Source organism: Burkholderia torrens, from assembly GCF_984668525.1.
In genome coordinates this window covers 209,761-235,002 of sequence record NZ_OZ480211.1, presented here as the reverse complement: position 1 = coordinate 235,002, position 25,242 = coordinate 209,761, and the positions used below count along the sequence as shown (strand labels likewise).

At 68.1% G+C, this 25,242-nt stretch carries 25 protein-coding genes and 1 riboswitch; of the genes, 1 reads left to right on the top strand and 24 read right to left on the bottom strand.

Features of this window, described 5'->3' with window-relative positions; genetic code table 11:
• Positions 1-11 precede the first annotated feature (11 nt).
• A riboswitch (S-adenosyl-L-homocysteine riboswitch) is annotated at positions 12-137 on the bottom strand.
• Positions 138-224: 87 nt separating this feature from the next.
• From AC5LXX_RS00995 to flhD, 23 genes are all read right to left on the bottom strand, one after another.
• Positions 225-959 carry an RNA polymerase sigma factor FliA gene (locus AC5LXX_RS00995; RefSeq protein WP_124456933.1) on the bottom strand — a complete coding sequence of 245 codons (735 nt, stop codon included), beginning with the start codon at positions 957-959 and terminating at the stop codon, positions 225-227.
• 22 nt (positions 960-981) lie between these two features.
• Positions 982-1,800, bottom strand: coding sequence for a MinD/ParA family ATP-binding protein (locus AC5LXX_RS00990; RefSeq protein ID WP_493402059.1), 819 nt, complete (start codon positions 1,798-1,800; stop codon positions 982-984).
• Positions 1,793-3,568, bottom strand: coding sequence for a flagellar biosynthesis GTPase FlhF (flhF, locus tag AC5LXX_RS00985; RefSeq protein WP_493410232.1), 1,776 nt, complete (start codon positions 3,566-3,568; stop codon positions 1,793-1,795). Before flhF ends, AC5LXX_RS00990 begins: the two co-directional genes overlap by 8 nt.
• Positions 3,565-5,667, bottom strand: coding sequence for a flagellar biosynthesis protein FlhA (gene flhA, locus AC5LXX_RS00980; protein ID WP_493410231.1), 2,103 nt, complete (start codon positions 5,665-5,667; stop codon positions 3,565-3,567). Before flhA ends, flhF begins: the two co-directional genes overlap by 4 nt.
• Positions 5,664-6,863: a flagellar biosynthesis protein FlhB gene (gene flhB / locus AC5LXX_RS00975; RefSeq protein ID WP_493410230.1), complete on the bottom strand. Its 1,200-nt coding sequence runs from the start codon at positions 6,861-6,863 to the stop codon at positions 5,664-5,666. The genes flhA and flhB overlap by 4 nt, the downstream gene beginning before the upstream one ends.
• Positions 6,864-7,192: 329 nt before the next feature.
• Positions 7,193-7,573: a DUF805 domain-containing protein gene (locus AC5LXX_RS00970; protein WP_124456928.1), complete on the bottom strand. Its 381-nt coding sequence runs from the start codon at positions 7,571-7,573 to the stop codon at positions 7,193-7,195.
• 17 nt (positions 7,574-7,590) lie between these two features.
• Positions 7,591-7,863 carry a hypothetical protein gene (locus tag AC5LXX_RS00965; RefSeq protein ID WP_493410229.1) on the bottom strand — a complete coding sequence of 91 codons (273 nt, stop codon included), beginning with the start codon at positions 7,861-7,863 and terminating at the stop codon, positions 7,591-7,593.
• A 29-nt stretch (positions 7,864-7,892) separates the two neighbouring features.
• Positions 7,893-8,390 carry a VOC family protein gene (locus AC5LXX_RS00960; protein ID WP_124456926.1) on the bottom strand — a complete coding sequence of 166 codons (498 nt, stop codon included), beginning with the start codon at positions 8,388-8,390 and terminating at the stop codon, positions 7,893-7,895.
• A 162-nt stretch (positions 8,391-8,552) separates the two neighbouring features.
• The gene (locus tag AC5LXX_RS00955; RefSeq protein ID WP_493410228.1) at positions 8,553-9,785 is read right to left on the bottom strand and encodes a DUF3443 family protein; all 1,233 of its coding nucleotides are present in this window, start codon (positions 9,783-9,785) and stop codon (positions 8,553-8,555) included.
• A gap of 16 nt (positions 9,786-9,801) precedes the next feature.
• The gene (locus AC5LXX_RS00950) at positions 9,802-10,305 is read right to left on the bottom strand and encodes a DUF2844 domain-containing protein (RefSeq protein WP_124456924.1); all 504 of its coding nucleotides are present in this window, start codon (positions 10,303-10,305) and stop codon (positions 9,802-9,804) included.
• Between the two features lie 258 nt (positions 10,306-10,563).
• Positions 10,564-11,295: a protein phosphatase CheZ gene (gene cheZ / locus AC5LXX_RS00945; protein ID WP_124456923.1), complete on the bottom strand. Its 732-nt coding sequence runs from the start codon at positions 11,293-11,295 to the stop codon at positions 10,564-10,566.
• A gap of 1 nt (position 11,296) precedes the next feature.
• Positions 11,297-11,692, bottom strand: a complete 396-nt coding sequence (gene cheY, locus AC5LXX_RS00940; RefSeq protein ID WP_026045350.1) for a chemotaxis response regulator CheY — start codon at positions 11,690-11,692, stop codon at positions 11,297-11,299.
• A 67-nt stretch (positions 11,693-11,759) separates the two neighbouring features.
• Entirely contained in the window at positions 11,760-12,851 is a 1,092-nt protein-coding gene (locus tag AC5LXX_RS00935) for a protein-glutamate methylesterase/protein-glutamine glutaminase (protein WP_124456922.1), read from the bottom strand.
• Positions 12,848-13,579: a chemoreceptor glutamine deamidase CheD gene (cheD, locus tag AC5LXX_RS00930; RefSeq protein WP_493410227.1), complete on the bottom strand. Its 732-nt coding sequence runs from the start codon at positions 13,577-13,579 to the stop codon at positions 12,848-12,850. Before cheD ends, AC5LXX_RS00935 begins: the two co-directional genes overlap by 4 nt.
• A complete protein-coding gene (locus AC5LXX_RS00925; RefSeq protein ID WP_493410226.1) occupies positions 13,576-14,571 on the bottom strand; it encodes a CheR family methyltransferase in 996 nt (331 codons plus the stop codon). Before AC5LXX_RS00925 ends, cheD begins: the two co-directional genes overlap by 4 nt.
• Before the next feature lie 3 nt (positions 14,572-14,574).
• Entirely contained in the window at positions 14,575-16,539 is a 1,965-nt protein-coding gene (locus AC5LXX_RS00920) for a methyl-accepting chemotaxis protein (protein WP_493410225.1), read from the bottom strand.
• 37 nt (positions 16,540-16,576) lie between these two features.
• Positions 16,577-17,092: a chemotaxis protein CheW gene (gene cheW / locus AC5LXX_RS00915; protein ID WP_493410224.1), complete on the bottom strand. Its 516-nt coding sequence runs from the start codon at positions 17,090-17,092 to the stop codon at positions 16,577-16,579.
• 48 nt (positions 17,093-17,140) lie between these two features.
• Positions 17,141-19,414 (bottom strand): chemotaxis protein CheA, encoded by a 2,274-nt coding sequence (gene cheA / locus AC5LXX_RS00910; protein ID WP_493410223.1) that lies wholly within the window; start codon positions 19,412-19,414, stop codon positions 17,141-17,143.
• A 33-nt stretch (positions 19,415-19,447) separates the two neighbouring features.
• The gene (locus AC5LXX_RS00905) at positions 19,448-19,825 is read right to left on the bottom strand and encodes a response regulator (RefSeq protein WP_124456916.1); all 378 of its coding nucleotides are present in this window, start codon (positions 19,823-19,825) and stop codon (positions 19,448-19,450) included.
• A gap of 29 nt (positions 19,826-19,854) precedes the next feature.
• Positions 19,855-20,874 carry a flagellar motor protein MotB gene (motB, locus tag AC5LXX_RS00900; RefSeq protein WP_124456915.1) on the bottom strand — a complete coding sequence of 340 codons (1,020 nt, stop codon included), beginning with the start codon at positions 20,872-20,874 and terminating at the stop codon, positions 19,855-19,857.
• A 16-nt stretch (positions 20,875-20,890) separates the two neighbouring features.
• Positions 20,891-21,751 (bottom strand): flagellar motor stator protein MotA, encoded by an 861-nt coding sequence (motA, locus tag AC5LXX_RS00895; protein WP_011350592.1) that lies wholly within the window; start codon positions 21,749-21,751, stop codon positions 20,891-20,893.
• A gap of 170 nt (positions 21,752-21,921) precedes the next feature.
• Complete coding sequence (gene flhC / locus AC5LXX_RS00890; protein WP_011350591.1) at positions 21,922-22,476, bottom strand: flagellar transcriptional regulator FlhC; 555 nt, start codon at positions 22,474-22,476, stop codon at positions 21,922-21,924.
• Between the two features lie 93 nt (positions 22,477-22,569).
• Complete coding sequence (flhD, locus tag AC5LXX_RS00885) at positions 22,570-22,890, bottom strand: flagellar transcriptional regulator FlhD (protein WP_069746442.1); 321 nt, start codon at positions 22,888-22,890, stop codon at positions 22,570-22,572.
• 663 nt (positions 22,891-23,553) lie between these two features.
• Here flhD and AC5LXX_RS00880 point away from each other — a divergent pair.
• A complete protein-coding gene (locus AC5LXX_RS00880; RefSeq protein WP_493410222.1) occupies positions 23,554-24,618 on the top strand; it encodes a glycosyltransferase family 4 protein in 1,065 nt (354 codons plus the stop codon).
• A 103-nt stretch (positions 24,619-24,721) separates the two neighbouring features.
• On the opposite strand, the gene AC5LXX_RS00875 is transcribed toward AC5LXX_RS00880, so the two are convergent.
• Positions 24,722-25,018 carry an H-NS histone family protein gene (locus tag AC5LXX_RS00875; protein WP_006489320.1) on the bottom strand — a complete coding sequence of 99 codons (297 nt, stop codon included), beginning with the start codon at positions 25,016-25,018 and terminating at the stop codon, positions 24,722-24,724.
• Positions 25,019-25,242: the final 224 nt, after the last annotated feature.

The window sequence follows — 25,242 nt, the reverse complement described above, 5'->3', positions numbered from 1 at the left end:
TTTCTAGATTGGTGACGTGAGCGCCGTTCAGGAAGCGGGGCCGGCGCGACGGTCGCGAAATGCGTGCCGCACGGCTGCTTGGTGAAGCCTTCCGAGCCTGGCGGACAAGGATGTCCGTCGCAACGCTCCTCGGAAAACGGAGGGGATTGTAGCAAATCGGCGCGCAGAATGCGCGAGCACGATACCCGCGCGCGGCGTCGGCGCGCGTGGCCGCCCTGAAAGGGTCAGGACTCCGCGCCGACCCAGGCCTGTTCGCGCAGCCGCGCGCGCAGGCGCGCGACGGCCTGGCTGTGCAGCTGGCACACGCGCGACTCGCTCACCTCGAGCACCGCACCGATCTCGCGCAGATTCAGACCCCGTTCGTAGTAAAGCGACATCAGCAGCTTCTCGCGCTCCGGCAGCCGCTCGATCGCCTCGACGAGCGCCTCGCGCAGGTGCTCGTCGAGCAGCGCGGACAGCGGATCGGCGTGATCGACGCGATAGCGGTCGAGAAACGGCTCGTCGTCGGCCGCGCGGTCGAAATCCTCGTAGTAGATGAGCTGGCTGCCGTGCAGGTCCTGCAGCATCCCCTGGTATTCGTCGAGCGGCATCTTCAGGTGCTCGGCGATCTCGGTCTCGCTCGCCGAGCGGCCGAGATGCTGCTCGACCTGGTGCACCGCGTGCTCGACCTCGCGCGACGTCTTGCGCATGCTGCGCGGCAGCCAGTCGTTGCTGCGCAGCTCGTCGAGCATCGCGCCGCGGATGCGCTGCGTCGCGTAGGTCTCGAACTGCGCGCCCTGGTCTTCCTTGTAGCGGCCGGCCGCGTCCATCAGGCCGATCATGCCGGCCTGGATCAGGTCGTCGAGGTCGACGCTCGCCGGCATCTTCGCGACGAGCTGCAGCCCGAGGCGGCGCACCAGCGGCGCATATTGCGCGAGCACGTCGGCCTGGGACATCTTTCCTTGAGCGTTGTACATCATGGCTCTCTCCTTGCGGTGGCGCTCACGCGGCGTGTGCCGCGCCCGCCTCGTACGACGGCTTGCCGCCCGCGTGGACCGCGCGCCCCGCGCCCGAACGCGGGCGCATCGGCCAGTACAGCAGGTCGGCGGCAATCTGCCGGTAATCGCGCGCGGCCGGCGACGACGGGAACGCGTCGACCACCGCATGCGTCAGTTCGCGCGCATGCTCGACGAGCGGATCGGCGCTCACGCAGCCCGCGTCGGCGATCGACACGGTCAGGTAGCGGCTCGCGACGCCCGCGAGGTTGTCGAACGCCGTCTTCGCGTCCGCGTGGCTGCCGACGTGATTGGTCAGCACGCGGAACTGCGCGAACGCGTGCGCGAAATGCAGCCGCTTCATGCACGCGTACGCCTCGGTGATCGCCTGCGCGGCGACGCGCGTGACGACCAGCACGTCGTGCGCCTCGCGTGCGAGCGCCGAGAACGCGCCGTCGGCGCCGAGCTGCGTGTCGACCAGCACGATGTCGGCCGGGCCGTCGATGAAATCGCTCAGCTGCGCGTCGCCGTAGCCGGCGCGCGCGAGCCGCGCGGCCGCGCACAGGCCGAAGCCGGCGGCCACCCGCGTGCGTTCGCCGTCGCGCAGCCACGCGCCCGCCAGCGTCGCGCTGGCCGAATGCACGTCGGCGCGTTCGTCGACGACGAGCACGTCCTTGCCGAGCGACGCAAGCGCCGTGGCCAGGTTCACGACGGTGGACGTGCAGCCGACACCCGCCGGCCCGCCCGTCACCGCGACGATGCGCGACGCGCGTCCGGCCAGCAGGCGCCGCAGCCCTTCGGCCTGGTCGATGATCCGTTTATCCAAATCGCACCTCGTGCAGCTCGGCGGTGGAACGTGCGGTCAGTGCGGAAAGCAGCGTCGGCATGTCCTCGTCTTGCGGCACGAAGGGGGAACCGTCGCGCGGCACACAGAACGCGCTCTTCAGCAGGAATTTGGTCGAGGCGACGTACAGGTTCTCCGGCACCTTCTGGCCGGTCGACACGTAGTGGACCGGCAGCTTGTAGCGGATCACCGTGTCGAGCACGCCGCCGAGGTGGGTCGCCTCGTCGAGCTTCGTGAGGATGCAGCCGGCCAGGTCAGGGTGCTCGCCCGCGCTGCGGTATGCCTGCACGACTTCGTTGAGCGTGTCGCCGTGGCTCGTCGCGTTGAGCAGCAGCAGGCGCTGCACCGGCGCGTTCGCGCCGTGCAGCATCGCGATCTGGTCGGACACCGCGCGGTCGCGCTGGCTCATGCCGATCGTGTCGATCAGCACGATGTGCTTGTTGCGCAGCTCGGACAGCGCGAGCGCGAGATCGCCCGCATCCTTCACCGCGTGCACCGGCACGCCGAGGATCTTGCCGAAGATGCGCAGCTGCTCGTGGCCGCCGATCCGGTAGCTGTCGGTGGTCAGCAGCGCGACCTTGCTCGCGCCGAAGCGCATCACGCAGCGCGCGGCCAGCTTCGCGGTGGTCGTCGTCTTGCCGACGCCCGTCGGCCCCATCAGCGCGAACACGCCGCCGCGCTCCATCAGCGCATCCTCGCTGTCGAGCACCGGCAGGTTCGACGCGAGCACCGACTGCGCCCATTCGGCAGCCTGTTCGATGGTCTGCGCGCCGTCGCCGGACGGCAGGTTGTCGACCAGCATCCGCACGAGCTGCGCGGAGAAGCCGGCCGCGAACAGGTGCTTCGTCAGCGCGCCGTGCACGGCGCTGCGACGCTGGCGGTCATGCCACTTCAGACTGTCGAACTGCTCTTCCATCATGCCGCGCAGTTCGCCGAGTTCCTGCATCACCGTGTCGTTGACGATCCGCTCGATGCGCGACTTCACCGCATCGGCCACCGCAGCGGCCGCGTCGGCGGACAGGCGCGTGCGCTCGGCCGTCTTCGCCGCGTACGCGGCGCTCGTGTCGGGCGCGCGGGTCGCGGCGGCCGGCATCCGGCGTTCGGCGTCGCGCACGATGTCGCGCGCCCAGTCGGGCGGCGTCGCGCGCGCGGCGGCCTGCGGCGTGGGCGCGCTTGCGGGCGGCACGGCCGGCGCCTGCGCGCGTGCGATCAGCGCGTCGCGCTGCTGCGTCAGGCGCTTCGCGTGCTCGACCAGCCACGGTGCGGGTTCCGATGCGCCGGCGGCCGGCGTATCGGCGGCGGGCATACCGGCGGTGGGCATACCGGCAGCGGGTGCGGTGATCGACGGCGAGTCCGCAACCGGCGCATCCGCGTCGATCGCCGGCGCGTACGCGTGCGCGTCGTCCGCATCGGCACTCGCGCCGAACACGGACGAGAACACGTCCGGCAGCCCGCCTTCGCCGGCGGCGTAAGGATTGACGGACGGCCGCACCGATGCGGCGCCGGGGCGCGACACGATGCCGGGCACGGCGGCGGCCGGCACGGATTCCGGCATGCGCGGCGTGGCGAGACGCGGGCGGGCGGCGGGCGGCGTCACCGCGGCCAGGTCCGAATCGGCGAGTGCAACGATTTCGACGCTGCCGTCATCGAGCGTGCGGTTCGACAGCACGACCGCGTCGGCGCCGAGCGCCTCGCGCACGAGACGAAGTGCGTCGCGGCTCGTTGCGCCGGTGAATTTGCGAATGTTCAAGCGGAACCCCCGATGACGTTAACGACTTTGATCGTGCGTGTGTCCGGCACTTCGGCATACGACAGCACTTTCAATTGCGGCAGGCTGCGGCGCAGGAAACGCGCGAGCATCGCGCGCAGCGCGTGCTGCACGAGCAGCACGGGCGGCAGCCCGAGATTCTGTTGACGCAGCATCGCTTGCTGCGTGCCGGTCAGAAGGTTGTGCGCGAGGCCGGGTTCGAGGCCCGGGTTCGCGCCGGTGGCGAGCGCCTGCGACAGCACGCGCTCCAGATTCGCGTCGAGGCCCATCACCTGCATCTCGCCGGCGCCCGGATACCACTGCTGCGTGATCGCGCGGCCGAGCGAGAGCCGCACCGCGGCGGTGATCTCGTACGCGTCGCCGCGGCCCGCGTGTTCGGACACGGCCTCGAGGATCGTGCGCATGTCGCGGATCGGCACGCCTTCCTCGAGCAGGTTCTGCAGCACTTTCTGCAGCGTCGTCAGCGAGATCGTCTTCGGCACGAGGTCCTCGACGAGCGACGGCGCGTCCTTGCCGGTGCGCTCGATGAGCGCCTGCACTTCCTGGCGGCCGAGCAGCTCGGCCGCGTGCTGGACGACGAGATGGTTCAGGTGCGTCGCGACGACCGTGCTCGCATCGACCACCGTGTAGCCGTACACCTGCGCCTGCTCGCGCATCGCGACGTCGATCCACACGGCCGGCAGGCCGAACGCGGGATCCTGCGTGACGGCGCCCGGCAGCGCGGCCGTCACCTGGCCCGGGTTGATCGCGAGCCACTGGCCCGGGAACACTTCGCCGACGCCGATCTCGACGCCCTTCAGCGCGATCCGGTACGCGTTCGGCCGCAGTTCGAGGTTGTCGCGGATATGGATCACCGGCGGCAGGAAGCCGATTTCCTGCGCGAATTTCTTGCGGATGCTCTTGATGCGCTTGAGCAGCTCGCCGTCGCTGCCCTTGTCGACGAGCGGGATCAGCCGGTAGCCGACCTCGAGGCCGAGCGGGTCGATCAGCTGCACGTCGTCCCAGGTCGCCTCGTGGCTGTCGGACGGCAGCACCGCGGGCGGCGCGATGTCGGTCAGGTCGCCGGCCGCCTTGCGGGCCGCCGCGCGCCGGGTCTGCGTGCGGGCCAGCCAGATCGCGCCGCCGCCGAGCCCGAGGAACGCGAAGTGCGGCATGCCGGGGATCAGCCCCATGATCACGATGATCACGCCGGTGATCGTCAGCACCCGCGGGTTCGTGAACAGCTGGCCGGTGATCTGCGTGCCGATGTCCTCGTCGGTCGCGACGCGCGACACGATCACGCCGGCCGCGGTCGAGATCACGAGCGACGGGATCTGCGCGACGAGGCCGTCGCCGATCGTCAGCAGCGTGTAGTTGGTGCCGGCCGCCGCGAAGCTCATGTCGTGCTGGACCATCCCGACGATCAGCCCGCCGATCACGTTGATCGCCATGATGATCAGGCCGGCGATCGCGTCGCCGCGCACGAACTTCGACGCGCCGTCCATCGACCCGTAGAACTCGGCTTCCTGCGACACGGCGAGGCGCCGCTTGCGGGCCTGCTCCTCGTTGATGAGGCCGGCGTTCAGGTCGGCGTCGATCGCCATCTGCTTGCCGGGCATCGCATCGAGCGTGAAGCGCGCGGACACTTCGGCGATCCGCCCCGCGCCCTTCGTGATCACCATGAAGTTGATGATCATCAGGATCACGAACACGACGATGCCGACCGCGAAGTTGCCGCCGACGAGGAAGTGGCCGAACGCCTCGATCACCTGGCCGGCAGCATCCGGACCGGTGTGGCCTTCGAGCAGCACGACGCGTGTCGACGCGACGTTCAGCGACAGGCGCAAGAGCGTCGAGAACAGCAGCACGCTCGGGAACGCCGCGAAGTCGAGCGGCTTCATCGTGTACATGCTGACGAGCAGCACCATCACCGACAGCGCGATGTTGAACGTGAACAGCAGATCCAGCAGCAGCGGCGGCAGCGGCAGGATCATCATCCCCAGGATCATGCAGATGAGGATCGGGCCCGCGAGCCCGCGCAGGTTCGTGCCTGCCAGCAGGTTCGGGCGCTTCGCGAACAGGCCGGTGGTCGGAGTGCTCATGCTGCGTTCCCTTGCTTGCCGAGCGTGTCCTCGGCTTCTTCGCGCTCGTCGTCGGCGGCCACCGACGTGCCCTTGTCGAGTTCGGCCGGCACGTCGAGATCGACCGGCACCGCCGGGAACGCGCCGCCTTCCGAGCGGAAGCGCTTGAGCTGGTAGACCCACGCGAGCACTTCGGCGACGGCCGAGTACAGCGAGCCGGGGATCTCGCGCTCGAGTTCGACGTTGTGATACAGCGCACGCGCGAGCGGCGGCGCTTCGAGCAGCGGCACGTTGTGTTCGGCCGCGAGTTCGCGGATGCGCGCGGCGACGAGGTTCACGCCCTTCGCGACGACCTTCGGCGCGCGCATCTCGCCGTCCGTGTATTGCAGCGCGACGGCGAAGTGCGTCGGGTTCGTGACGACCACGTCGGCCTTCGGCACGGCCGCCATCATCCGGCGGCGCGCGATCGCGCGCTGCTGCTGGCGGATCCGCCCCTTCACGTGCGGATCGCCTTCGTTCTCGCGATGCTCGCGCTTCACTTCTTCCTTCGTCATGCGCAACTTCTTGTTGTACTGCCAGATTTGGTAAGGCACGTCGAGCGCGGCGACCACCAGCATCCCGGCGACCGTCGTGCCGCAGCACACGGCGACCAGGTGCAGCGCGTCGGGGAGCGCGGCGCCGAGCGGCTGCGTCGCGAGGCCGAGCAGTTCGTCCTTGCTGCGCCAGATCGCGACGCCGCCGATCCCGCCGACGACGATCGTCTTCGCGATCGACATCCCGAGCTGGATCGGCCCCTGGATCGAGAAGATGCGGCCGAGGCCCGAGATCGGGTTCAGGCGGTCGAACTTCAGCTCGAAGGTCTTTTGCGAGATCAGCCAGCCGCCCAGCGCCATCGGTGCGAGCAGCGCGGCAACGCCGGTGAGCGCGAGGATCGGCAGCAGCGCGGTAAGGCCCTCGAGGCTCGCGCTGCCGGCCGCCGACAGCATCCGGTTGGTGTCGAATGCGATCGCGCGATCGAACGTGAACGCACCGCGCAGCATCGTCTGCAGATGCGCGCCCGACGGGCCCGCGAGCAGCCATGCACCGTAGAACCCGGCCGCGAGCAGCGCGAACGAAGCCAGCTCGCGCGAACGCGCGACCTGCCCCTCCTCGCGCGCCTTCTCGCGGCGCCTGGGAGTGGCGGCTTCGGTCTTGTCGAGATCGCTCTCGTCTGCCACGGGGCCTCCAGTCGGGTACGGCGGAATGCCGCTTTCCAGTGACACCGATTATTCATGCAGGCGTCAAACGCCGATCGGTCGAGCAAAGCCGGGAAAGGGGGGTATTTCGGAGAATCGGGCGAACCGTTGCGAACGCGGCTGGCGCGGGGGCGGAGCGCGGTGCGGCAACGCGGAAAAACGTACCGGTCGACGCGACGGCGAGGGGTCGGCCGCGGGCAGGATGCCGGCAGCGGGAAGCGGGGGAAGCGCGGAAGACGGAGGAACGACGGAAGGGAAAGGCGGGGCATTCAGGCCCCGGCGCGACGGTCGCGCGCCGGGGCAGGCGTCGGTCAGATCGCGGGGATCGGATCGGCGCCGAAGCGGTTCGGGCCGTCGGTGCCGCGCGAGCACATCCACACGAGCAGCAGGATGCCGCCGACGACCGGAATCAGCGCGATCAGCAGGAACCAGCCCGAGCGGCCCGTATCGTGCAGCCGGCGCACGCTGACCGCGATGCCCGGAATGAGCAGCGCCAGCGAAGCCAGGCAGATGATGCCGAGCAGCAGCAGCGTGACCAGGCCGCCGTCGCGGCCGCCCGCGCCGATGACCTGGGCCGCGATCGAGAGAATGACGCTCAGCAGCGTGAAATACCAGTATTCCGCACGACGCGCACGGCCTTCGAATGTCGCGTATTTATTAAGTGCGGTACGAACGGCTTCGGAAAAACCCATTTTATTACCCTCCTGTTTTATATTGGCACCCCGGAAACAACGCCGGCATTATATGTTTTAATTTCGCCGGATTCCATCTCTTTTCGCTTGCCGGCCGGCGCATTCGCCCGTTCTCGCGGCCCGCCGATACAGCGCAGGAACGGCCGCAGCAGCATAATGCGGCGTTGCGGGTTTGCGTGTCGCGTCATTTTAATAATCTTGAAGACCTGACAGAAACTACAGCCCGCGATAATCCACCCCTTGATTACAACCGAATGAAATCCGGCATGATCGATAATCGGTGCGCGCATGCGGCATTCGATTGAGCGGTCCAACCGGCCTAACCGGCCGCCGCCCTTTGCAGCGCGGCGAGATCGAGCTTCTTCATCGTCATCACCTGCGCCATCACGCGTTCGGCGCGCGCCGCATCACCGGTCATCAGTTCGGTCAGTTGCACCGGCACGACCTGCCACGACACGCCGAAGCGGTCGCGCAACCAGCCGCACTGCTGCGCGCGCTCGTCGCCGCCTTCGGAGAGGCGCGCCCAGTAACGATCGATCTCGTCCTGGTCGCGGCAGTTGACGACGAACGACACGGCCGGCGTGATCTGGAACACGGGGCCGCCGTTCAGCGCGACGAACGCCTGCCCGTCGAGCTCGAACGCGACGGTCATCACCGCGCCCTCCGCGCTGCCCGACGCGTGCGCGCCGGCCTTGCCGTAGCGGGCGACGTGCACGATGCGCGCGTTGTCGAATACCGACACGTAGAAGCCGGCCGCCGCCTCGGCGTCGCGGTCGAACCACAGGAACGGCGTGATGCGCTGGATTCGCGGGCTCATGGCGTTGTCTCCTCGATGTCGTGCCGGCACCGGTGCCGGTCTTACATCGTAGGCGCTGCGCCCGCATGTGGCGGAAATCCGGTTCGTAGCACGTGCACGGCGGCAAAAAAAAGGGGGCGATCGCTCGCCCCCTTTGTTCGTGCCGGCGGCCGCGCCGCGTCGTCAGAACGCGACGAACGGCTGCGCGCCGCCGCTCGCGGTCTTGTCCATCCCGAAGTAGATCGTCTTGCCGTAGAAGTGCGGCATGCCGATGTCGAGCCAGTTGGACGAGCCGAACGGGCCCGCGATGTCGTTGAACGCGAACGTCGACGAGTTCGAGAACAGCGAATCGGCGTTCGAGACCGGCATCGTCACGACGCCCGACGCGCCGTTCTGGCCGCTCAGCGTCGCCGAATAGCTGGTCGCGGACGCCGGGCAGTAGAACTCCGTGTTCCGCGAACAGACCGTCTGCGCCGAATCGTTGAAGAAGTACGCGTTCGAGCCCGTATCGAAGAACGCGGTCACGTTGCGCCCGAGGAACGTCGCGCTGACGTCGCCCGTCGTGGTCGACGTCAGCACCGTCTTCCCGCTCATGCTCGGCAGGCCGAACGTCAGCGTCCCGGTCGCGCTCGACTGCCCGTTGCTCGAGATGGCCGGCATCTGCACGCTCACGCCGTCGTTGTTCGCGAAACGATGAACCGGGTTGGCCACCTGCTGCGCCAGCGGCACGAGCGCCACCGTGCAGCTCGCGTTGTCGCCGTTCGGGCACGCGTAGTAGTTGTTGTTCGTCGACGTCGAGGTCGCGCACGTGGTGCCGCAGTCGTACGGTGCCGGCCCGATGCCGAGGATCCCGTTCGCGCCGAGCGCGCTCGCCGAGTTGGCCGACGCGCCGCCGTTCGTGCACGAACTCGGCACGTTCGTCGTGCCGAGGTCGCCGATGATCTGCACGGGCAGCGAGGTCGCCTGCTCGGTGCCGATCGACAGGTCGACCGTCCGCACCGACCCCCACGTATAGCTCGACACGAACTTGCCGCACTCGGCGACCGGCGCGCCGCCGCTCGTCACCTGCGGCAGGTTGCCCAGCACGCCCGACACGGCGCTGCCGACGAGCCGCAGCCCGTAGGACGCGGTATCGACCAGCACGTTGCTGACGATCTGGCAGTTCGACGTGCCCGGCACGCAGACCTTCACGTTGACGGTCGGGATGTTGATCACGTTCGCGACGCCGGTGCCGACCGTGATGACGGCCGTGTTGCCGCTGTTGCCGTCCGACCCGCTGTTGCCGTTGTTGCCCGAGTTGTTGCCGTTGCTGCTGCCGCCGCCGTCGCCGCCGCCGCAGGCGGTCACGAGCACGGCCGTCGCGGCCGCGAGGCCCAGCACGCCGAGCCAGCGCTTGAATGTACGAGGAATTCTCAAGATCGCTCTCCCGCTGTCACTGGATGTCGGTGCCGGCCAGGCCGGCGGGCAGTGCCGCCGGCAGCCACGCCTGACCCGAGAACGCGCCCATGTGGCCGCCCGTCCGGATCACGAGGCCGCTCGTGTCGACGGCCACGGGCGCGCGCCAGCCGCGCGCCTTGTGGGCCGCCTGGACGCCTGCGGTGTACTGCGGGAAATAGCTGCCGAGCAGCGACGCGAGATCCGGCATCGTCGGCCCGCTCCACGCGAGGCCGAACACGCTGCCGGCGGCCGACGTGTATTCGTGGATGACGGTGCCCGATCCGAGCGTGATCTCGCGGACGGTATAGCCGGCCGTGCTCGTCTGCACGCCGTCCGCCGAACGCATGGCGCGCTGCAGCGCGCGCACGGTCGCGGCCTGGTCGTCCGCGGGCGGCGACATCGGTGCGCCGCCCAGTTCGGCGTGTGCGTGGACGGCCCACAGCACACCCATTGCAGCCGTCGCATGCGCGACGGTCCAGCCCAAGCGTTTCAGCTTCACGTTCCCCCCCAGGGACTGGCTTCGTTGCCGGCGGCGCCGCCGTCGGGCCCGCGCCGCCTGCCAACCTTTGAATCGTACGAATGACGCTACATTGCTGCTGACGCGTAGTATGCCTGCTGAGTGTGGCGAAGTGTCAATTTGACGCAGGATCACGCCGCGCCGCAAGAGTGCGGCGCGTCAGGGGAAACGAGGGGGAACGGGCAATGTGCGTATCGGGCGGCCTCGCGGGACGAGGCGCGCCGATACGTGGCGGCAGCGTCAGAAGCCCAGGCTCGCGAGCAGGTCGTCGACCTGCCCCTGGTCCTGAACCACGTCGGATTTGCCTTCCGGCGCGATCTGCGGGCCGTTCAGTAGCGACTCGGGGCTGCCGGTCGCGCTGATCTGCTCGGCCGCGAGCGCGGCCGCGGTGGCCGCGAACTGTTCGCGCCGCTCGGGCGCGATGTTCTCGACGAGCACGGTGAGGAGCTGCTGCTCGATCAGGTAGACCATGTCCATGATCTTCTTGATCACCTGCCCGGTGAGATCCTGGAAATCCTGCGCGAGCATGATCTCGAGCAGCTGCGCGCTGGTCGCCGACGTCGATTCGGGCAGCGTGCGCAGGAATGTGCGCGTATCGTCCATCAGCGCGCGCACTTCCGCGTGCTCGATCGGCGCCGCATACCACTGCGCCCAGCGCGCGTCGAGCGCCTCGGCCTCGTTCTGGATGCGCTCCTGCATCGGCTTCGCGACCTCGATCGCATTCAGCACGCGCACGGCAGCCTGCTCGGTCATCGTCGCGACGTAGCGCAGCCGGTCGCGCGCATCGGGCACGGCTTCCGCCGCGCGCTCGACATGCTTGTCGAGCCCGAGCTCGCGCATCGAATCGCGCAGCGCGCGCGTGACCTGGCCGATGCGCGCGAGGATGCGGTCGCTCGCGAAATCGGCGCCTTCTGGGTGGCTGTCGGCGCTGAACCCCGCGCCGGCGAGCGCCGCATGGATCGGCTCGTTCACGTCAGCTCCCGGTCTTCGCCATCTTGTCGATGATCTTGTTCAGCTTCTCGTCGAGCGTCGCGGCCGTGAACGGCTTCACGACGTAGCCGCTCGCGCCGGCCTGCGCGGCCGCGATGATGTTCTCCTTCTTCGACTCGGCCGTGACCATCAGCACCGGCAGGTGCGTGAGCGTCGCGTCCGCGCGGATTTCCTTCAGCATCGCGAGGCCGTCGAGGTTCGGCATGTTCCAGTCCGAGATCACGAAGTCGAAGCCGCCGCCGCGCAGCCGCGCGAGGCCGGCCGCGCCGTCCTCGGCCTCGTCGACGTTCGTATAGCCCAGTTCCTTGAGCAGGTTGCGGACGATCCGGCGCATCGTCGGGAAATCGTCCACCACCAGGATTTTCATGCTCTTGTCCATCGTCGTTCCTTTCCAGATTCGTTTCCGTCGAGGCGCGTATCGTGGCACGCGCCCCGTGACATTCCATTCAAACGCGCTGCACGCGGTCGCCCATCGTCGCCAGGCGCGCCATCACGCGGCGGCTCATGTCGGCGAGCGGCGCGATCTCGTCCGCGCCGCCGAGCGCGATCGCCTCGCGCGGCATCCCGAACACGATGCAGCTCGCTTCGTCCTGCGCGAACGTGTGAGCACCCGCGCGCTTCATTTCCAGCAGGCCGGCCGCGCCGTCGCGGCCCATCCCGGTCAGGATCACGCCGATCGCGTTCTTGCCCGCGTGCGTCGCCGCCGAGCGGAACAGCACGTCGACCGACGGGCGGTGCCGGTTCACCGGCGGCTCGTCCGACAGTTGCGCAATATAGTTCGCCCCGCTTCTCGCAAGCAACAGGTGCGCGTGGCCCGGCGCGATATACGCATGGCCCGGCAGCACGCGCTCGCCGTGCTCGGCTTCCTTCACCGCGATCCGGCACAGGCCGTTCAGCCGCTGCGCGAACGACTTCGTGAAGCCCGGCGGCATGTGCTGCGCGATCAGCACGGCCGGCGCATCCGGCGGCAGCGGCGTCAGCACTTCGCGGATCGCCTCGGTGCCGCCCGTCGACGCGCCGATGATGATCAGCTTCTCGGTACTGACGAGCGGGTTGTTGATCATCGGCGCGGCCGCGGGGCCGTCCGCCGTACGCGCGACGGCCTGCGGCTGCGGCGCCTGGCGCACGCGCGCGCGCGATGCCGCGCGGATCTTGTCGGCGAGCTTTTCCGCGTAGTCGAGCATCCCGTCGCGAATCCCGACGCGCGGCTTCGTGACGAAATCCACCGCGCCGAGTTCGAGCGCGCGCAGCGTGATTTCCGAGCCGCGCTCGGTCAGCGACGACACCATCACGACCGGCATCGGCCGCAGGCGCATCAGCTTCTCGAGGAAGTCGAGCCCGTCCATGCGCGGCATTTCGACGTCGAGCGTGAGCACGTCGGGGTTGTGCTGCTTGATGAGCTCGCGCGCGACGAGCGGATCGGGCGCGGTCGCGACCACCGTCATGTCGGGCTGGCTGTTGATGATCTCGGTCATCAGGCTGCGGATCAGCGCCGAATCGTCGACGCACAATACTTTGATCTTCTGCACTGCGGTCATGCCTCCTGCTTTCTGGATTGGTTCGCCGCCCGCACGCTGCCGGCGCCGGCCGGCGCCGTGCCACGCGCGCCGAACAGCTCGATGCGCGGGCGCGCCGGCTGCGGCGGCGCCGGCCGCTTGGCCGCGAACAGCTCGACCTGCGGACGCGGCCGTGCGGCGCGGGCGCGATCGGCCTCGCGCGCGAGCGCCGCTTCGCGCTCGGTGACGCCCGGCACCTGCAGCCGCAGCTTCTTCACCATCGCGCGCCCGCTGTTCGGCATGAACGCGACCTTGCGCGGGTGGACGCCCTGCAGGTCTTCCGCGGTGATGCGGATGCGTTCGAGCGCGAGGTAGCGGCGCACGAAATCCGCGTTGCGATCGCCGATGTTGATCGTCGTCATCCCGGCCAGCACGGCCGCGCCGCCGAACACCTTCGCCTCGATCCGCTCGCGGCGCCCGCCGGCCTTGATCAGCTCGTTGATCAGCACTTCCATCGCATACGCGCCGTAGCGCATCGATTCCGACGCGGCCGCGCCCGGATCGGCGCCGTCGTCGGGCAGCATGAAGTGGTTCATCCCGCCGATCCGCGCGTACGGGTCGTGCAGGCACGCGGCGACGCACGAGCCGAGCACGGTCATCAGCACCATGTCCTCGCCCGTCGTGTAGAACTCGTTCGGCAGCAGCTTCACGCCGGGAAGGGCGAAGTGGCTGTCGAAGTAGCGATTGGTCGCGATCGGCAGTGCGCTCATCCGCGATCTCCATAGGCGGGCGCGGCGGCGCCGGCGGCCCGCGCACGCACGGGCGACGGCATCGGGGCCGCCGCGCTCGCCTGCGCGCCGCGCGGCCGCGCACCCTGCGCGGCGTCGCGGGTCAGTTCGTACACCGTCTGCCCGCGCAGCCGGAACGCCTGCGTCACGTACGTGAAGTTTTCCGAATGGCCGGCGAACAGCAGCCCGCCCGGCTTCACGAGCGGCTCGAAGCGCGACAGCACCTGCCCCTGCGTCGGCTTGTCGAAATAGATCATCACGTTGCGGCAGAAGATCGCGTCGAACGGCTTCGCGATCCCGTAGTCCGCATCGGTCAGGTTCAGCTGCTCGAAGCGGATCATCGCGCGCAGCTCGGGGCGCACCTTCACGCGGCCGGCCTGCGGGCCCGTGCCCTTCAGGAAGAAGCGCTTCAGGCGCTCCGGCGACAGGTGCTTGACCTGGTCGTACGTATAGATGCCGGATTCCGCCTTCGCGAGCACCTGCGTGTCGAGATCGGTCGCGAGGATCGACGCGCCGCGCGCGGCCGAGTCGCCGAGCGCCTCGATCAGCGTGATCGCGATCGAATACGGCTCCTCGCCGGTCGACGCCGCCGAACACCAGACCGACACCGGCGCCGGCCGCCCTTTCACGAAATCCGACAGGATCGGGAAATGGTGCGACTCGCGGAAGAACGCGGTCAGGTTGGTCGTCAGCGCGTTGGTGAACGCTTCCCACTCGAGCGGATCGTCTTCCTGCTCGAGCAGGTCGAGGTAGTCGCGGAACGTGTCGAGGCCGCGCGCACGCAACCGCCGTGCAAGACGGCTGTACGCCATGTCGCGCTTGTGCTCGGACAGCGAGATTCCCGCGCGTTGATGGATCAGCGCGCGGATGCGTGCGAAATCCGCGCCCGTGAACGCGAAGTCGCGCCCCGGCTCGCCCGCGCGGGGCGACGCATCCGGTGCATCGGGTCGAAACGGCGCGCGCGCATGCGGCATGGTTTAGAAGGTCTCCCAGTCGTCGTCGGACGTGCCGGCTGCCGCCAGCGCCGGCTTCTCGCCGTTCAGCGCCGGGCGCACGAGCGCGGGCTTCGCGGCCGGCTTGTCCGCCGGTGCGGCCGACTTCGCGAGGCGCGGGCCATAGCCGCCCGCGGCAGTGCCGCGGGACGCCGGTGCTTCCTTCTGCGGGCGTGCGGCGGTATCGGCCGCATGCTTCGGTTCGTGGCTGGCGCCCGACGCCGCCGCACGCGATGCCGGCGCGGCGCGGCGTGCCGGCTGTGCCGCTGCGTGCGGGGCCGGCAGCGCGGCGACCGGCGCCGCGTCGTGACGCGGCTCCGACGGCAGTGCCGGCACGGCCGCCGGTTCATGCGCGACCGGCCGCGCGACACCGCGCGACGGCGCGAGCACGATCCCGCCCGCGACACGCCAGCCCGACACGATCGCCTTCATCTGGCGCGTCTGCTCTTCGAGCGACGCCGCCGCGGCCGCCGCCTGCTCGACGAGCGCCGCGTTCTGCTGCGTGACCGAATCCATCTGGCCGACCGCGCGGTTGACCTGCTCGATGCCGGTCGACTGCTCGTCGGACGCGGCACTGATCTCGCCCATGATGTCGGTCACGCGGCGCACGGCCTGCACGATCTCGTCCATCGTCGAGCCCGCGCGCGACACGAGCGCCGACCCGCTTTCGACCTTGTCCGCCGAATCGCCGATCAGCTGCTTGATTTCCTTCGCGGCGCTCGCGCTGCGCTGCGCGAGCGAGCGCACCTCGCCCGCGACGACCGCGAAGCCGCGGCCCTGTTCGCCGGCACGCGCGGCTTCGACCGCCGCGTTCAGCGCGAGGATGTTGGTCTGGAACGCGATGCCCTCGATCGTGCCGATGATGTCGACGACCTTGCCCGAGCTCGCCGCGATGTCCTGCATCGTCGACACGACCTGGCCGACCACCTCGCCGCCCTGCGTCGCGATGTCCGACGCGTTCACCGCGAGCTGGCTCGCCTGCCGCGCGTTCTCCGCGTTCTGCCGCACGGTGCCCGTCAGCTGCTCCATGCTCGACGCGGTTTCCTGCAGCGACGCGGCCTGCTGCTCGGTACGCTGCGACAGGTCGATGTTGCCGGTCGCGATCTCGCGTGCGCCGACGTCGATCGACTCGGTGCCGCGATGCACGGCCTGCACCATCGTCGTGACAGCGTCCTGCATCCGCTTGATGCCGCCGAACAGGCGGCCGATCTCGTTCGTGCTGAACACGTTCACCGGCTGCGTGAGGTCGCCGCCGGCGATACGCTCGAAGTGCGCGATCGCGTCCTCGATCGGCTGCACGATCAGTCCGCGCAGCACGAAGCGGATCGCGATCACGACGACGAACGCGATCGCGATGCCGGCCGCGATCAGCGCGACCATCAGCGAGATCTGCGACTGCGTCTCGGCCTGGCGTTCTTCCGCGCGCTTCTGCAGCGCAGCGACCACGGCCGCCGCCGACTGGTCGAACGCGATGAACATCGGGCTGATCTTCGTGTCCGCAATCGCGTGGTACGCGGCCATGTCGCCCGCGCGCGCCGCCGCGAATTCGGGCTCGACGCCTTCCTTCACGATCGTCGTGTAGCGGGCGGTGAGCTCGTCGACGAGCGCCTGCTCGACACCGAGCTTCGGCGTCGACTGGAACGCCTGCCAGTTCTGGTTCGACTTCGTGAACAGTTCCTGCGCGCGGTCGAGCACCTTCGCCGCGTCGGCCGCATTGCCGCCTTCGGTCAGCGTACGGAAGCGATCGAGCGCCACGCGCGAGCGCAGCAGCTGCGCGGCCGTGTCGTCGAGCGCGTGGATCGCCGGCAGGTCGACGTGCGCGATCTCGTCGAGCGAGCGGCTCGCTTGATTCAGCGCGTAGAGGCCGAGCCCGCCGACCGCGGCGGCCAGGCACACGAGGATGAGTCCGACCGCCGTGAGCGTCGTGCGGATCGACCAGTTATGCAACATTGCAGATTCTCCCGAAATTGCTGCGCGCGTGGCGCGCTTACCCGCCGAGCGTCTCGATCAGCGCCATTTCACGGCTCGACATCAGCTTCTCGATGTCCATCAGGATCAGCATCCGGCCGTCGACCGTGCCGAGGCCCGTCAGGTACTCGGTCGTCAGCGTCGCGCCGAATTCCGGCGCCGGCATGATCTGGTCGGTCTGCAGCGTCAGCACGTCCGACACGCCGTCGACCACCATCCCGACCACGCGATGCGCGACGTTCAGGATGATCACGACGGTCTGGTGGTCGTACTCGACGCGGCCGAGATGGAACTTGATCCGCATGTCGACGATCGGCACGATGATCCCGCGCAGGTTGATCACGCCCTTGATGAACTCCGGCGCGTTCGCGATGCGCGTGACGCTGTCGTAGCCGCGAATTTCCTGCACCTTCAGGATGTCGATCCCGTATTCCTCGTCGCCGAGCGTGAACACGAGGAATTCCTGGCCCGTCGCGTCGCCGTGCGCCGCGTCGCGGCGGCTGGTTGCCGCGTTCGCCGCGGCCGTATTGATCATTTGGACTTCAGCAGACACGTTTGCCCCCAATCGGTTGAATGGCGAGAGTCAGAAGACGGCGAGCTCGGCGCCGGCTCGGGCGCCGTGCATCGCACGGGTTTCGCGGTTCAGTGCCGCGACGTCGACGATCAGCGCGACGCTGCCGTCGCCGAGGATGGTCGCCGCCGAGATGCCGTGCACCTTGCGGTAGTTGGTTTCGAGGTTCTTCACGACCACCTGCTGCTGGCCGACCAGCTCGTCGATCAGCATCGCGAAGCGGCGTCCCTCGGTTTCCATGATCGTGACGATCCCCTGCGTCGGATCGGTGCGCGCGTCGTCCACCGAGAACACCTCGTGCAGCGCGACCAGCGGCAGGTATTCGCCGCGCACGCGCACCACGCGCTCACCGTTGCCGACCGTGTAGATGTCGTCGGTCGACGGCTGCAGCGACTCCATCACGAAGTTCAGCGGCAGGATGAAGATCTCGTTGCCGACCTTCACCGACATCCCGTCGAGGATCGCCAGCGTGAGCGGCAGCACGATCCGCGTGGTCGTGCCGCGGCCGGCCAGCGACGTGATCTCGACGTGGCCGCCCATCGACTGGATGTTGCGCTTCACGACGTCCATCCCGACGCCGCGGCCCGACACGTCGGTCACCGTCTCGGCGGTCGAGAAGCCCGGCGCGAAAATCAACTGCCAGACTTCGTCGTCGCTGATGTTGTCGGACACCTGCATGCCCTGCTTCGCGGCCTTCGCGAGGATCCGCTCGCGGTTCAGGCCCGCGCCGTCGTCGCTCACCTCGATCACGATGTTGCCGCCGTGATGCGCGGCCGACAGCACGAGCTGGCCGACCGCATCCTTGCCGGCGGCGACGCGCTTGTCGACGGTTTCGATGCCGTGGTCGAGGCTGTTGCGCACGAGGTGCGTGAGCGGATCGATGATCCGTTCGATCAGGCTCTTGTCGAGCTCGGTCGCCTGACCGAACGTGACGAGCTCGACCTGCTTGCCGAGCTTGCCGGCGAGGTCGCGCACGAGGCGCGGGAAGCGGCTGAACACGTAGTCCATCGGCATCATGCGGATCGACATCACCGCTTCCTGCAGGTCGCGCGCGTTGCGCTCAAGCTGCGCCATCCCGTTGAACAGGCGATCGTGCAGCGCCGGATCGAACGCGCTCGCGGTCTCCGCGAGCATCGCCTGCGTGATCACGAGTTCGCCGACGAGGTTGATCAGCTGGTCGACCTTCTCGACGCCGACGCGGATCGAGCTGCCTTCGGCGCCCGACGCGGCGGCGGCGGCCGGACGCGCACGCTTGTCGTCGTGGTGTGCGGCGGCCGGCGCCGCCGCCGGTTCGGCTTGCGGTTGCTGCGCGGGTTGCGGCGGCTGGGCCGGAGCCGGAGCCGGGGCCGCGGCGGCGGCCGGTTCGGCAGGCGCCGGTGCCGGTGCGGCCTGCGGTGCGGCAGCCTGCGGCGCGAACACCTCGACGCGCGCGGGTTGCGCGGCGGCGGCCGGTTCGGCAGCCGGTGCCGCGATGTCCTGCGCGGCAGCCGGCGCGGCCGGTGCGGCCGGCGCCGTACCGTGCGCGACGCGGATCTGGCTTTCGTCGATCACGAAGCAGCACACGGCGACGATGTCGTCGGACGGCACGTCGGATTCGAGCCACAGCGACAGGTCGGCGCCCGCTTCCTCGCGGCCGACGATCCGGCCGAGGTTGCCGAGTTCTTCGGTGAGCAGCGCCTGGTCCTTCGCGTCGACGGCGACCAGCGTGATCTTCAGGTGCGGGCCGCCGGCGTCGGCGTCGCCCGCCGGATGCGCGGCCGCGACGGCCTGCTCGACCACGTGATCGGGCGCGCGGTCGCCGCCGGTAGCGGGCTCGGCGGCCGGAGCAACGGCAGCGGCAACCGGCGCGGCAGGCGCAGGCGCCGGCGCGGCGGCAGCAGCCGGCGCATCCGCACCGCTCTCGGCCTTCAGCCGTTCGAGCTTCGCGCAGATCGTCGCGGCAGCCGCCGCGTCGGGTTCGGCGCTCGCGCGGTAGTCCACGAGCTGGTCGGACAGCACGTCCTTGGTCTCGAGGAACGCGTCGACCATGTCCTTGGTCAGCGTCAGCTCATGGTTGCGCGCGCGGTCGAGCAGCGATTCGAGGATGTGCGTCGTATCGGTCAGCGCGGAAAAGCCGAACGTCGCCGCACCGCCCTTGATCGAATGCGCGGCGCGGAAGATCGCGGCCAGGTCTTCGGGGTCGGGCGAGTCGACGTCGAGGTTCAGCAGCAGCTGCTCCATCTGCGCGAGCAGCTCGTCCGCTTCGTCGAAAAAGGTCTGGTAGAACTGAGTGATGTCGAGAGTCATGCCCGGTCACCGGTTGAATTCGTCGCGTTCATGTCAGGAGGCAGCCGGCTCGGACAGCGTCGCGACCAGGTCGATCAGCACGGCCGGGTCGATCGGTTTCTCGATCCAGCCGGTCGCGCCCGCGTCGCGTGCGGCGTCCTTGAAGGCATCGCTGCCCTCGGTCGTCAGCACGAGGATCGGCGTGTCCGCATACGCGGTCAGCTTGCGCAGCGCGGCGATCACCTCGAGCCCGCTCTTGCGCGGCATGTTCTGGTCGGTCAGCACCAGGTCGTACGGCGTGGTCGCGGCCATGTCGAAGCCGGCTTCGCCGTCCGGCGCCACCGTCACGTCATAGCCGGCCTGTGCAAGCGTCGCCTGCAGCAGGGCGCGCATGGTCGCGGAGTCGTCGATGGCGAGAATGGTTCGGATCATGTCTGTCTCGGAAGCAGGTCTTGTCGATATCAGGGTTTCGGCACGGCGACGGCGGACGCCGCGAGCGCCGGGCGCACGGCCGGCGCCGCGCCGCCGAGCTGCTGCGCGAGCTGCTTCGAGCCGGCCGCGTCGGCCGACAGCGTCGTGGTCGTCGCGTCGTCGCGCATCAGCGCCTCTTCGGATTTGCGGTTCAGCACGATCACGCTGATCCGGCGGTTTTCCGGATCGAGCGGGTCGGCCTTGTTCAGGTTCTGCGTCGACGCGAGGCCGAGCACGCGCAGCACCTTCGCCTCGTCCATGCCGCCGGAGACCAGCTCGCGGCGCGATGCGTTCGCGCGGTCGGCCGACAGCTCCCAGTTGCTGTAGCCGCCCTCGCCGCCCGCGTACGGCACGGCGTCGGTGTGGCCCTGGACGATGATCCGGTTCGGCACGTCGTTCAGCGTCTTGCCGATCTCGCGCAGGATGTCGCGCATGTACGGTTCGACGCGGTCGCTCGACATCGCGAACATCGGCCGCTTCTGCGAATCGACGATCTCGATGCGCAGCCCCATCAGCGTCGAGTCGATGCGGATCTGCTGCTTGAACTGGCGCAGCGTCGGGTTGGCCTCGATCGCGGCCATCAGCTTGATCTGCAGGTCGTGCAGGCGCGCCTGCTCGAGCCGGTCCTGCGCGCCCTGCGCCTGCGACCGGGAATGCTCGTCGCCCATCTTCGAGAGGCGTTCGGCGAGTTGCGTCGTGCCGTCGGTGCGGCGCAGCGTGCCCGCGTCGACGCTCGACAGGTCGCGGCCGCCGGCGTTGATGATGCTGGAATCCTGCGAACTGCGGTCGCCGCTGCCGAACAGCGCGGCCTTCAGCGGCGTGTTGAAGTATTCGGCGATCCCCTTCAGCTGCACCGGCGTGACCGAGCTCAGCAGCCACATCAGCAGGAAGAACGCCATCATCGCGGTCATGAAGTCCGCGTACGCGAGCTTCCATGCGCCGCCGTGGTGGCCCTTCTTCGCCGGGGCCACCCGCTTGACGACGATCGCGCGATCCTTGCTCTTGCTCATCGTGCGCTCCTTCGCGTCACTTCGCCTTCACGCGGCGCACGTGCTCTTCGAGCTCCGAGAACGACGGGCGCTCGGTCGAGAACAGCACCTTGCGGCCGAACTCGACCGCAATCGCCGGCGCATAGCCGTTCAGCGTCGCGAGGATCGTCACCTTGATGCACTGGAACATCTTGGTCGACTCGGCGACGCGCTGCTCCGCGAGGCTCGCGAGCGGCCCGATCAGCCCGTACGACAGCAGAATCCCGAGGAACGTGCCGACCAGCGCCTGCGCGATCATCGCGCCGAGCACCGCGGGCGGCTTGTCGGCCGACGCCATCGTGTGCACCACGCCCATCACGGCCGCGACGATACCGAACGCCGGCATCGCGTCGCCGACGCGCATCAGGGCGTGCGCGGGGCCTTCGCCTTCCGCGTGGTGCGTCTCGATCTCCTCGTCCATCAGGCTCTCGATCTCGAACGCGTTCATGTTGCCGCCCACCATCAGGCGCAGGTAGTCGGTCAGGAATTCGACGATGTGGTGATCGGCGAGGATCTTCGGGTATTGCGTGAAGATCGGGCTCTTTTCCGGATCGTCGATGTCGGCCTCGAGCGTGAGCGTGCCTTCCTTGCGAGCCTTGGCGAGCAGCACGTAAAGCAGCGCCATCAGCTCCATATAGACGTCCTTCGTGTACTTCGAACCCTTGAAGAGCGTCGGCAGCACGCGCAGCGTGGCCTTGATGGTCTTGCCGCCGTTGCCGAGGATGAACGCGCCCACGCCCGCGCCCACGATCATCAGGATCTCGACGGGCTGGATCAATGCGCCCAGATGCCCGCCTGCCAGCGCATAACCGCCGAAGACGGACAACAGCGTCACGAGTGTTCCCACGATAATCAGCACTGCCTGTCCCTCACGAAAGACCGGCGGGAAGACCGCCGTTAAACAGGTTTACGGCAGTCGGCAGGAAAACTTTCGCGGCCGCCCGGCGGCGGCCCGACGGTGTTTACCAGCAATGCATGGACGATTCGCACGGCCGGCGGCAACGGGCCTGCACCCCGCCCGGCCCGGCGTCAGGCGGCGGCGGCAGCCAGTTCGGCGCGCGCCGCGGCGGCCTTGCGGGTCTTGCCCGCGCGCGACGGCGGCTGGCACAGGCCGCACACGAAACCTTGATGTGGATCATGCGCATGCGCGACGAAATGGCCGCCGCAGCGCGTGCACGGGGTCATCTGCAGCATCCCCGAATCGAAGAAGCGCACGAGCGTCCACGCCCGCGTGAGGCTCAGCGCGGCCTCGTCGCCGGACAGGTTCACGTGCTCCTGATAGAGCCGGTACGCCTTCACGATCGACTGGATCGGCTCGCAGCGGCCGTGGTCCTGCATGAACCGGTAGATGTTGTAGAACAGCGACGAGTGGATGTTCGGCTGCCACGTCATGAACCAGTCGGTCGAGAACGGCAGCATCCCCTTCGGCGGCGACACGCCCTTCAGTTCCTTGTACAGCTTGATCAGACGGTCCCGCGACAGGCTCGTCTCCGCCTCCAGCAGCTGCAGCCGGGCGCCCAGTTCGATCAGTTCGATGGCGAGGGTGATTTCCTTCACCTCGATCACGACGCTTTTGCTTGCCATGGTGATAACCGTCCGCTTGACGTTGTTCGGATGGATGGCCAATACGCTGCCCTCCGGCGCGGTACGCCGGGACACAACGCAAGGCGGGATGGATCAGCGGACGCTTTCGACCTGCTGCCCGGCCATCAGGATGGCCGAGTGGGCGTGCGCGACGACGTCGCTACGGCCCTTGTCGGCGAGCGACGACAGCAGCGCATGATCGTCGAAGCGGAAGCGGCACAGCATCTGGTTCGACGCGGCCAGCTTCACGGTCTGTGCGAGCGTGAGGTTGGCGAGCACGTCGGCGAGTTCCTGGGAAATTCCCATGCGGAACATGCCCATCGCTTTATCTTCCCGCAGCAGGCGTTGCGCGAGGAGGAGGTAGGACAGGTTGACCTCTTTGATCTCACTGAGCATTTCGCTGGTAGCGCTCATGATTCCCCCGTTAAAGAGCTTTGCTTTGGCCATTCGTGTTATGAAAACGTTTGCTCGCTCGGAGCGCTCTTGGCGCTCGGTCGGCTCGTTTATAGTCTTACAGGGCGAATTTTGGCCAAACGGGATTTATGTCGGTATCAGCGAAGTGGCGTATGCCATGCAGGATTTGTCTGTAAACCGTGTAGGAATTTTTCCGACAAAGCGAATTGAAAGGCGTAATCGGGAAAACGGGTGACAGCGCAAATTCGGCTGTGAGGGTGCCGATCGCCGCCGCCTGGTGGCGGAAGGCTTGCCGGCAGGGCTGCCGACAATCGGATCGGTAAAAATTATAGTGCTTTTTCACGATAGCGCAACAATAGTTGCGGCCATCTCGCTTCTCGAATCCGTGCCCTTTTTATCGGGGTTTTCGCGTATTTCATCGTGTAACAAGCCTTAAGTGTTTGAAAAAACACTCGAACCCCGCAGGCCGATATCGATAATGGACTCCAATGGGCGGCGGCGCGAGCCGTGCCGGCCCGCCCCCAGCTTGCCGTCCGGCGCCCCGCGCACCCCGTCCAGGGCCCGGCCACGTACCGCCGAACGCGTACGTCGGCGAGTTCCGCAACGTTGTATGGGATCCATATCGGCGCCATGGCGCCCTCGGATCAAAACCGGAGAACACCCATGCGAATTGCCCAGATCGCGCCGCTTTACGAAGCCGTTCCGCCGAAACTCTACGGCGGCACCGAGCGTGTCGTGTCCTACCTCACCGAGGCGCTCGTCGAACTCGGCCACGACGTGACGCTGTTCGCCAGCGGCGACTCCGTCACGTCGGCCCGTCTCGAGGCGGCATGGCCGCGCGCACTGCGGCTCGACCCGTCGATCCGCGATTCGATGGCGCCCCACATGCGGCTCCTCGAGCAGGTCGCCCGGGTCGCGCACGAATTCGACGTGCTGCACTTCCACCTCGACTACCTGCCGTTCCCGCTGATGTCGCGTCTCGACACGCCGTACGTGACGACGCTGCACGGCCGCCTCGACCTGCCGGAGCTGCAGCCGGTGTTCGACGCGTTCCCGGACGCGCCGGTCGTGTCGATCTCGAACAACCAGCGCAAGCCGCTGCCGCAGGCCGCGTGGGCCGGCACCGTGTATCACGGGCTGCCCGACTCGCTGCTCACGCCGCAGCCGGGCGTGAAGCCCGAATATCTCGCGTTCCTCGGCCGGATCTGTCCCGAAAAGCGCGTCGACACCGCGATCCGGATCGCCGCGCAAAGCGGGCTGCCGCTGAAGATCGCCGCGAAGGTCGACAAGGCCGACGCCGACTATTTCAAGGAAGTGATCGAGCCGCTGCTCGGCGAGGCGCACGTCGAGTTCATCGGCGAGATCAACGAGGCGCAGAAGCCCGCGTTCCTGTCCGGCGCGAAGGCGCTGCTGTTCCCGATCGACTGGCCGGAGCCGTTCGGCCTCGTGATGATCGAGGCGATGGCCTGCGGCACGCCGGTCGTCGCGTTCAACCGCGGTTCGGTGCCGGAAGTGATCGAGGACGGCGTGACCGGCTTCATCGTCGAGGACGTGCAGGGCGCGGTCGGCGCGCTGCACCGGATCGACACGCTGTCGCGAACCGCGATCCGCCAGCGTTTCGACACGCGTTTCAGCTCGAAGGCAATGGCGCAGCGTTATGTCGAAACTTACGAATCGCTTTGCGCGGCGACCAAGCAACCGGTATTGCGCCGGGTCGCGGGTGCCTGACACGGAAATCCACGCCGAAATATTCGGTAAAATCCGCGCCGAAATCGGTGCGTAATACAAAAGAGCCGCATCGCCGATGCGGCTCTTTCTTTTTGGCTTCCGGTCATTCGATCAGGAAACGATCGCGGTTTTTCCCGACGATCCAATTCGGCGGCTTGCCGCGCCCGCTCCAGGTTGCACCCGACTTCGGGTCGCGGTATTTCGGCGGCAGCGGCGCCTTCTTCGGCGGGCGCCCGCGCCGTGCCCGTTCCGCGAAGCCCAGGTCCTGGGCCGTCAGGCCGTATTCCGCAATCATTCGCTGGACGTCGGCAATGACCGCCGCCACTTCCTGGCGGCGCACGTCGTCCGCCTGGGCCTGCAGATCAGCGATCTGCGCCTTGAGTTTCGCGTATTGAGACATTTTTCGACTCCCCTTTTCGATGATGCGGCCCCGGCGAATCCGGCCGGGACACCAACACTCGTTACGTCATCTGTACTGCCGCCCTGCTCTTGGAAATAAATACTGTCATCTTTAACCAATTCGGCTATATCGAGAATGCGGGCTTATTCTAATAAAAGGCATTCGTCAGCCATTCAAATTTAACAATCGTTGACCCTCCCGGACGCGATTCATTTCCTATAATC

Excerpts from the sequence above, each read along its gene's own strand:
- cheD (WP_493410227.1), bottom strand. The coding sequence starts at position 13,579 with ATGAGCGCACTGCCGATCGCGACCAATCGCTACTTCGACAGCCACTTC.
- AC5LXX_RS00875 (WP_006489320.1), bottom strand. The coding sequence starts at position 25,018 with ATGTCTCAATACGCGAAACTCAAGGCGCAGATCGCTGATCTGCAGGCC.
- flhA (WP_493410231.1), bottom strand. The coding sequence starts at position 5,667 with ATGAGCACTCCGACCACCGGCCTGTTCGCGAAGCGCCCGAACCTGCTG.
- flhC (WP_011350591.1), bottom strand. The coding sequence starts at position 22,476 with ATGGCAAGCAAAAGCGTCGTGATCGAGGTGAAGGAAATCACCCTCGCC.
- AC5LXX_RS00905 (WP_124456916.1), bottom strand. The coding sequence starts at position 19,825 with ATGATCCGAACCATTCTCGCCATCGACGACTCCGCGACCATGCGCGCC.
- AC5LXX_RS00880 (WP_493410222.1), top strand. The coding sequence starts at position 23,554 with ATGCGAATTGCCCAGATCGCGCCGCTTTACGAAGCCGTTCCGCCGAAA.
- AC5LXX_RS00970 (WP_124456928.1), bottom strand. The coding sequence starts at position 7,573 with ATGGGTTTTTCCGAAGCCGTTCGTACCGCACTTAATAAATACGCGACA.
- cheY (WP_026045350.1), bottom strand. The coding sequence starts at position 11,692 with ATGGACAAGAGCATGAAAATCCTGGTGGTGGACGATTTCCCGACGATG.
- cheA (WP_493410223.1), bottom strand. The coding sequence starts at position 19,414 with ATGACTCTCGACATCACTCAGTTCTACCAGACCTTTTTCGACGAAGCG.
- cheW (WP_493410224.1), bottom strand. The coding sequence starts at position 17,092 with ATGATCAATACGGCCGCGGCGAACGCGGCAACCAGCCGCCGCGACGCG.
- flhD (WP_069746442.1), bottom strand. The coding sequence starts at position 22,890 with ATGAGCGCTACCAGCGAAATGCTCAGTGAGATCAAAGAGGTCAACCTG.
- AC5LXX_RS00925 (WP_493410226.1), bottom strand. The coding sequence starts at position 14,571 with ATGCCGCATGCGCGCGCGCCGTTTCGACCCGATGCACCGGATGCGTCG.
- AC5LXX_RS00935 (WP_124456922.1), bottom strand. The coding sequence starts at position 12,851 with ATGACCGCAGTGCAGAAGATCAAAGTATTGTGCGTCGACGATTCGGCG.
- motB (WP_124456915.1), bottom strand. The coding sequence starts at position 20,874 with ATGAGCAAGAGCAAGGATCGCGCGATCGTCGTCAAGCGGGTGGCCCCG.
- AC5LXX_RS00920 (WP_493410225.1), bottom strand. The coding sequence starts at position 16,539 with ATGTTGCATAACTGGTCGATCCGCACGACGCTCACGGCGGTCGGACTC.
- AC5LXX_RS00960 (WP_124456926.1), bottom strand. The coding sequence starts at position 8,390 with ATGAGCCCGCGAATCCAGCGCATCACGCCGTTCCTGTGGTTCGACCGC.
- AC5LXX_RS00995 (WP_124456933.1), bottom strand. The coding sequence starts at position 959 with ATGATGTACAACGCTCAAGGAAAGATGTCCCAGGCCGACGTGCTCGCG.
- AC5LXX_RS00965 (WP_493410229.1), bottom strand. The coding sequence starts at position 7,863 with ATGCGCGCACCGATTATCGATCATGCCGGATTTCATTCGGTTGTAATC.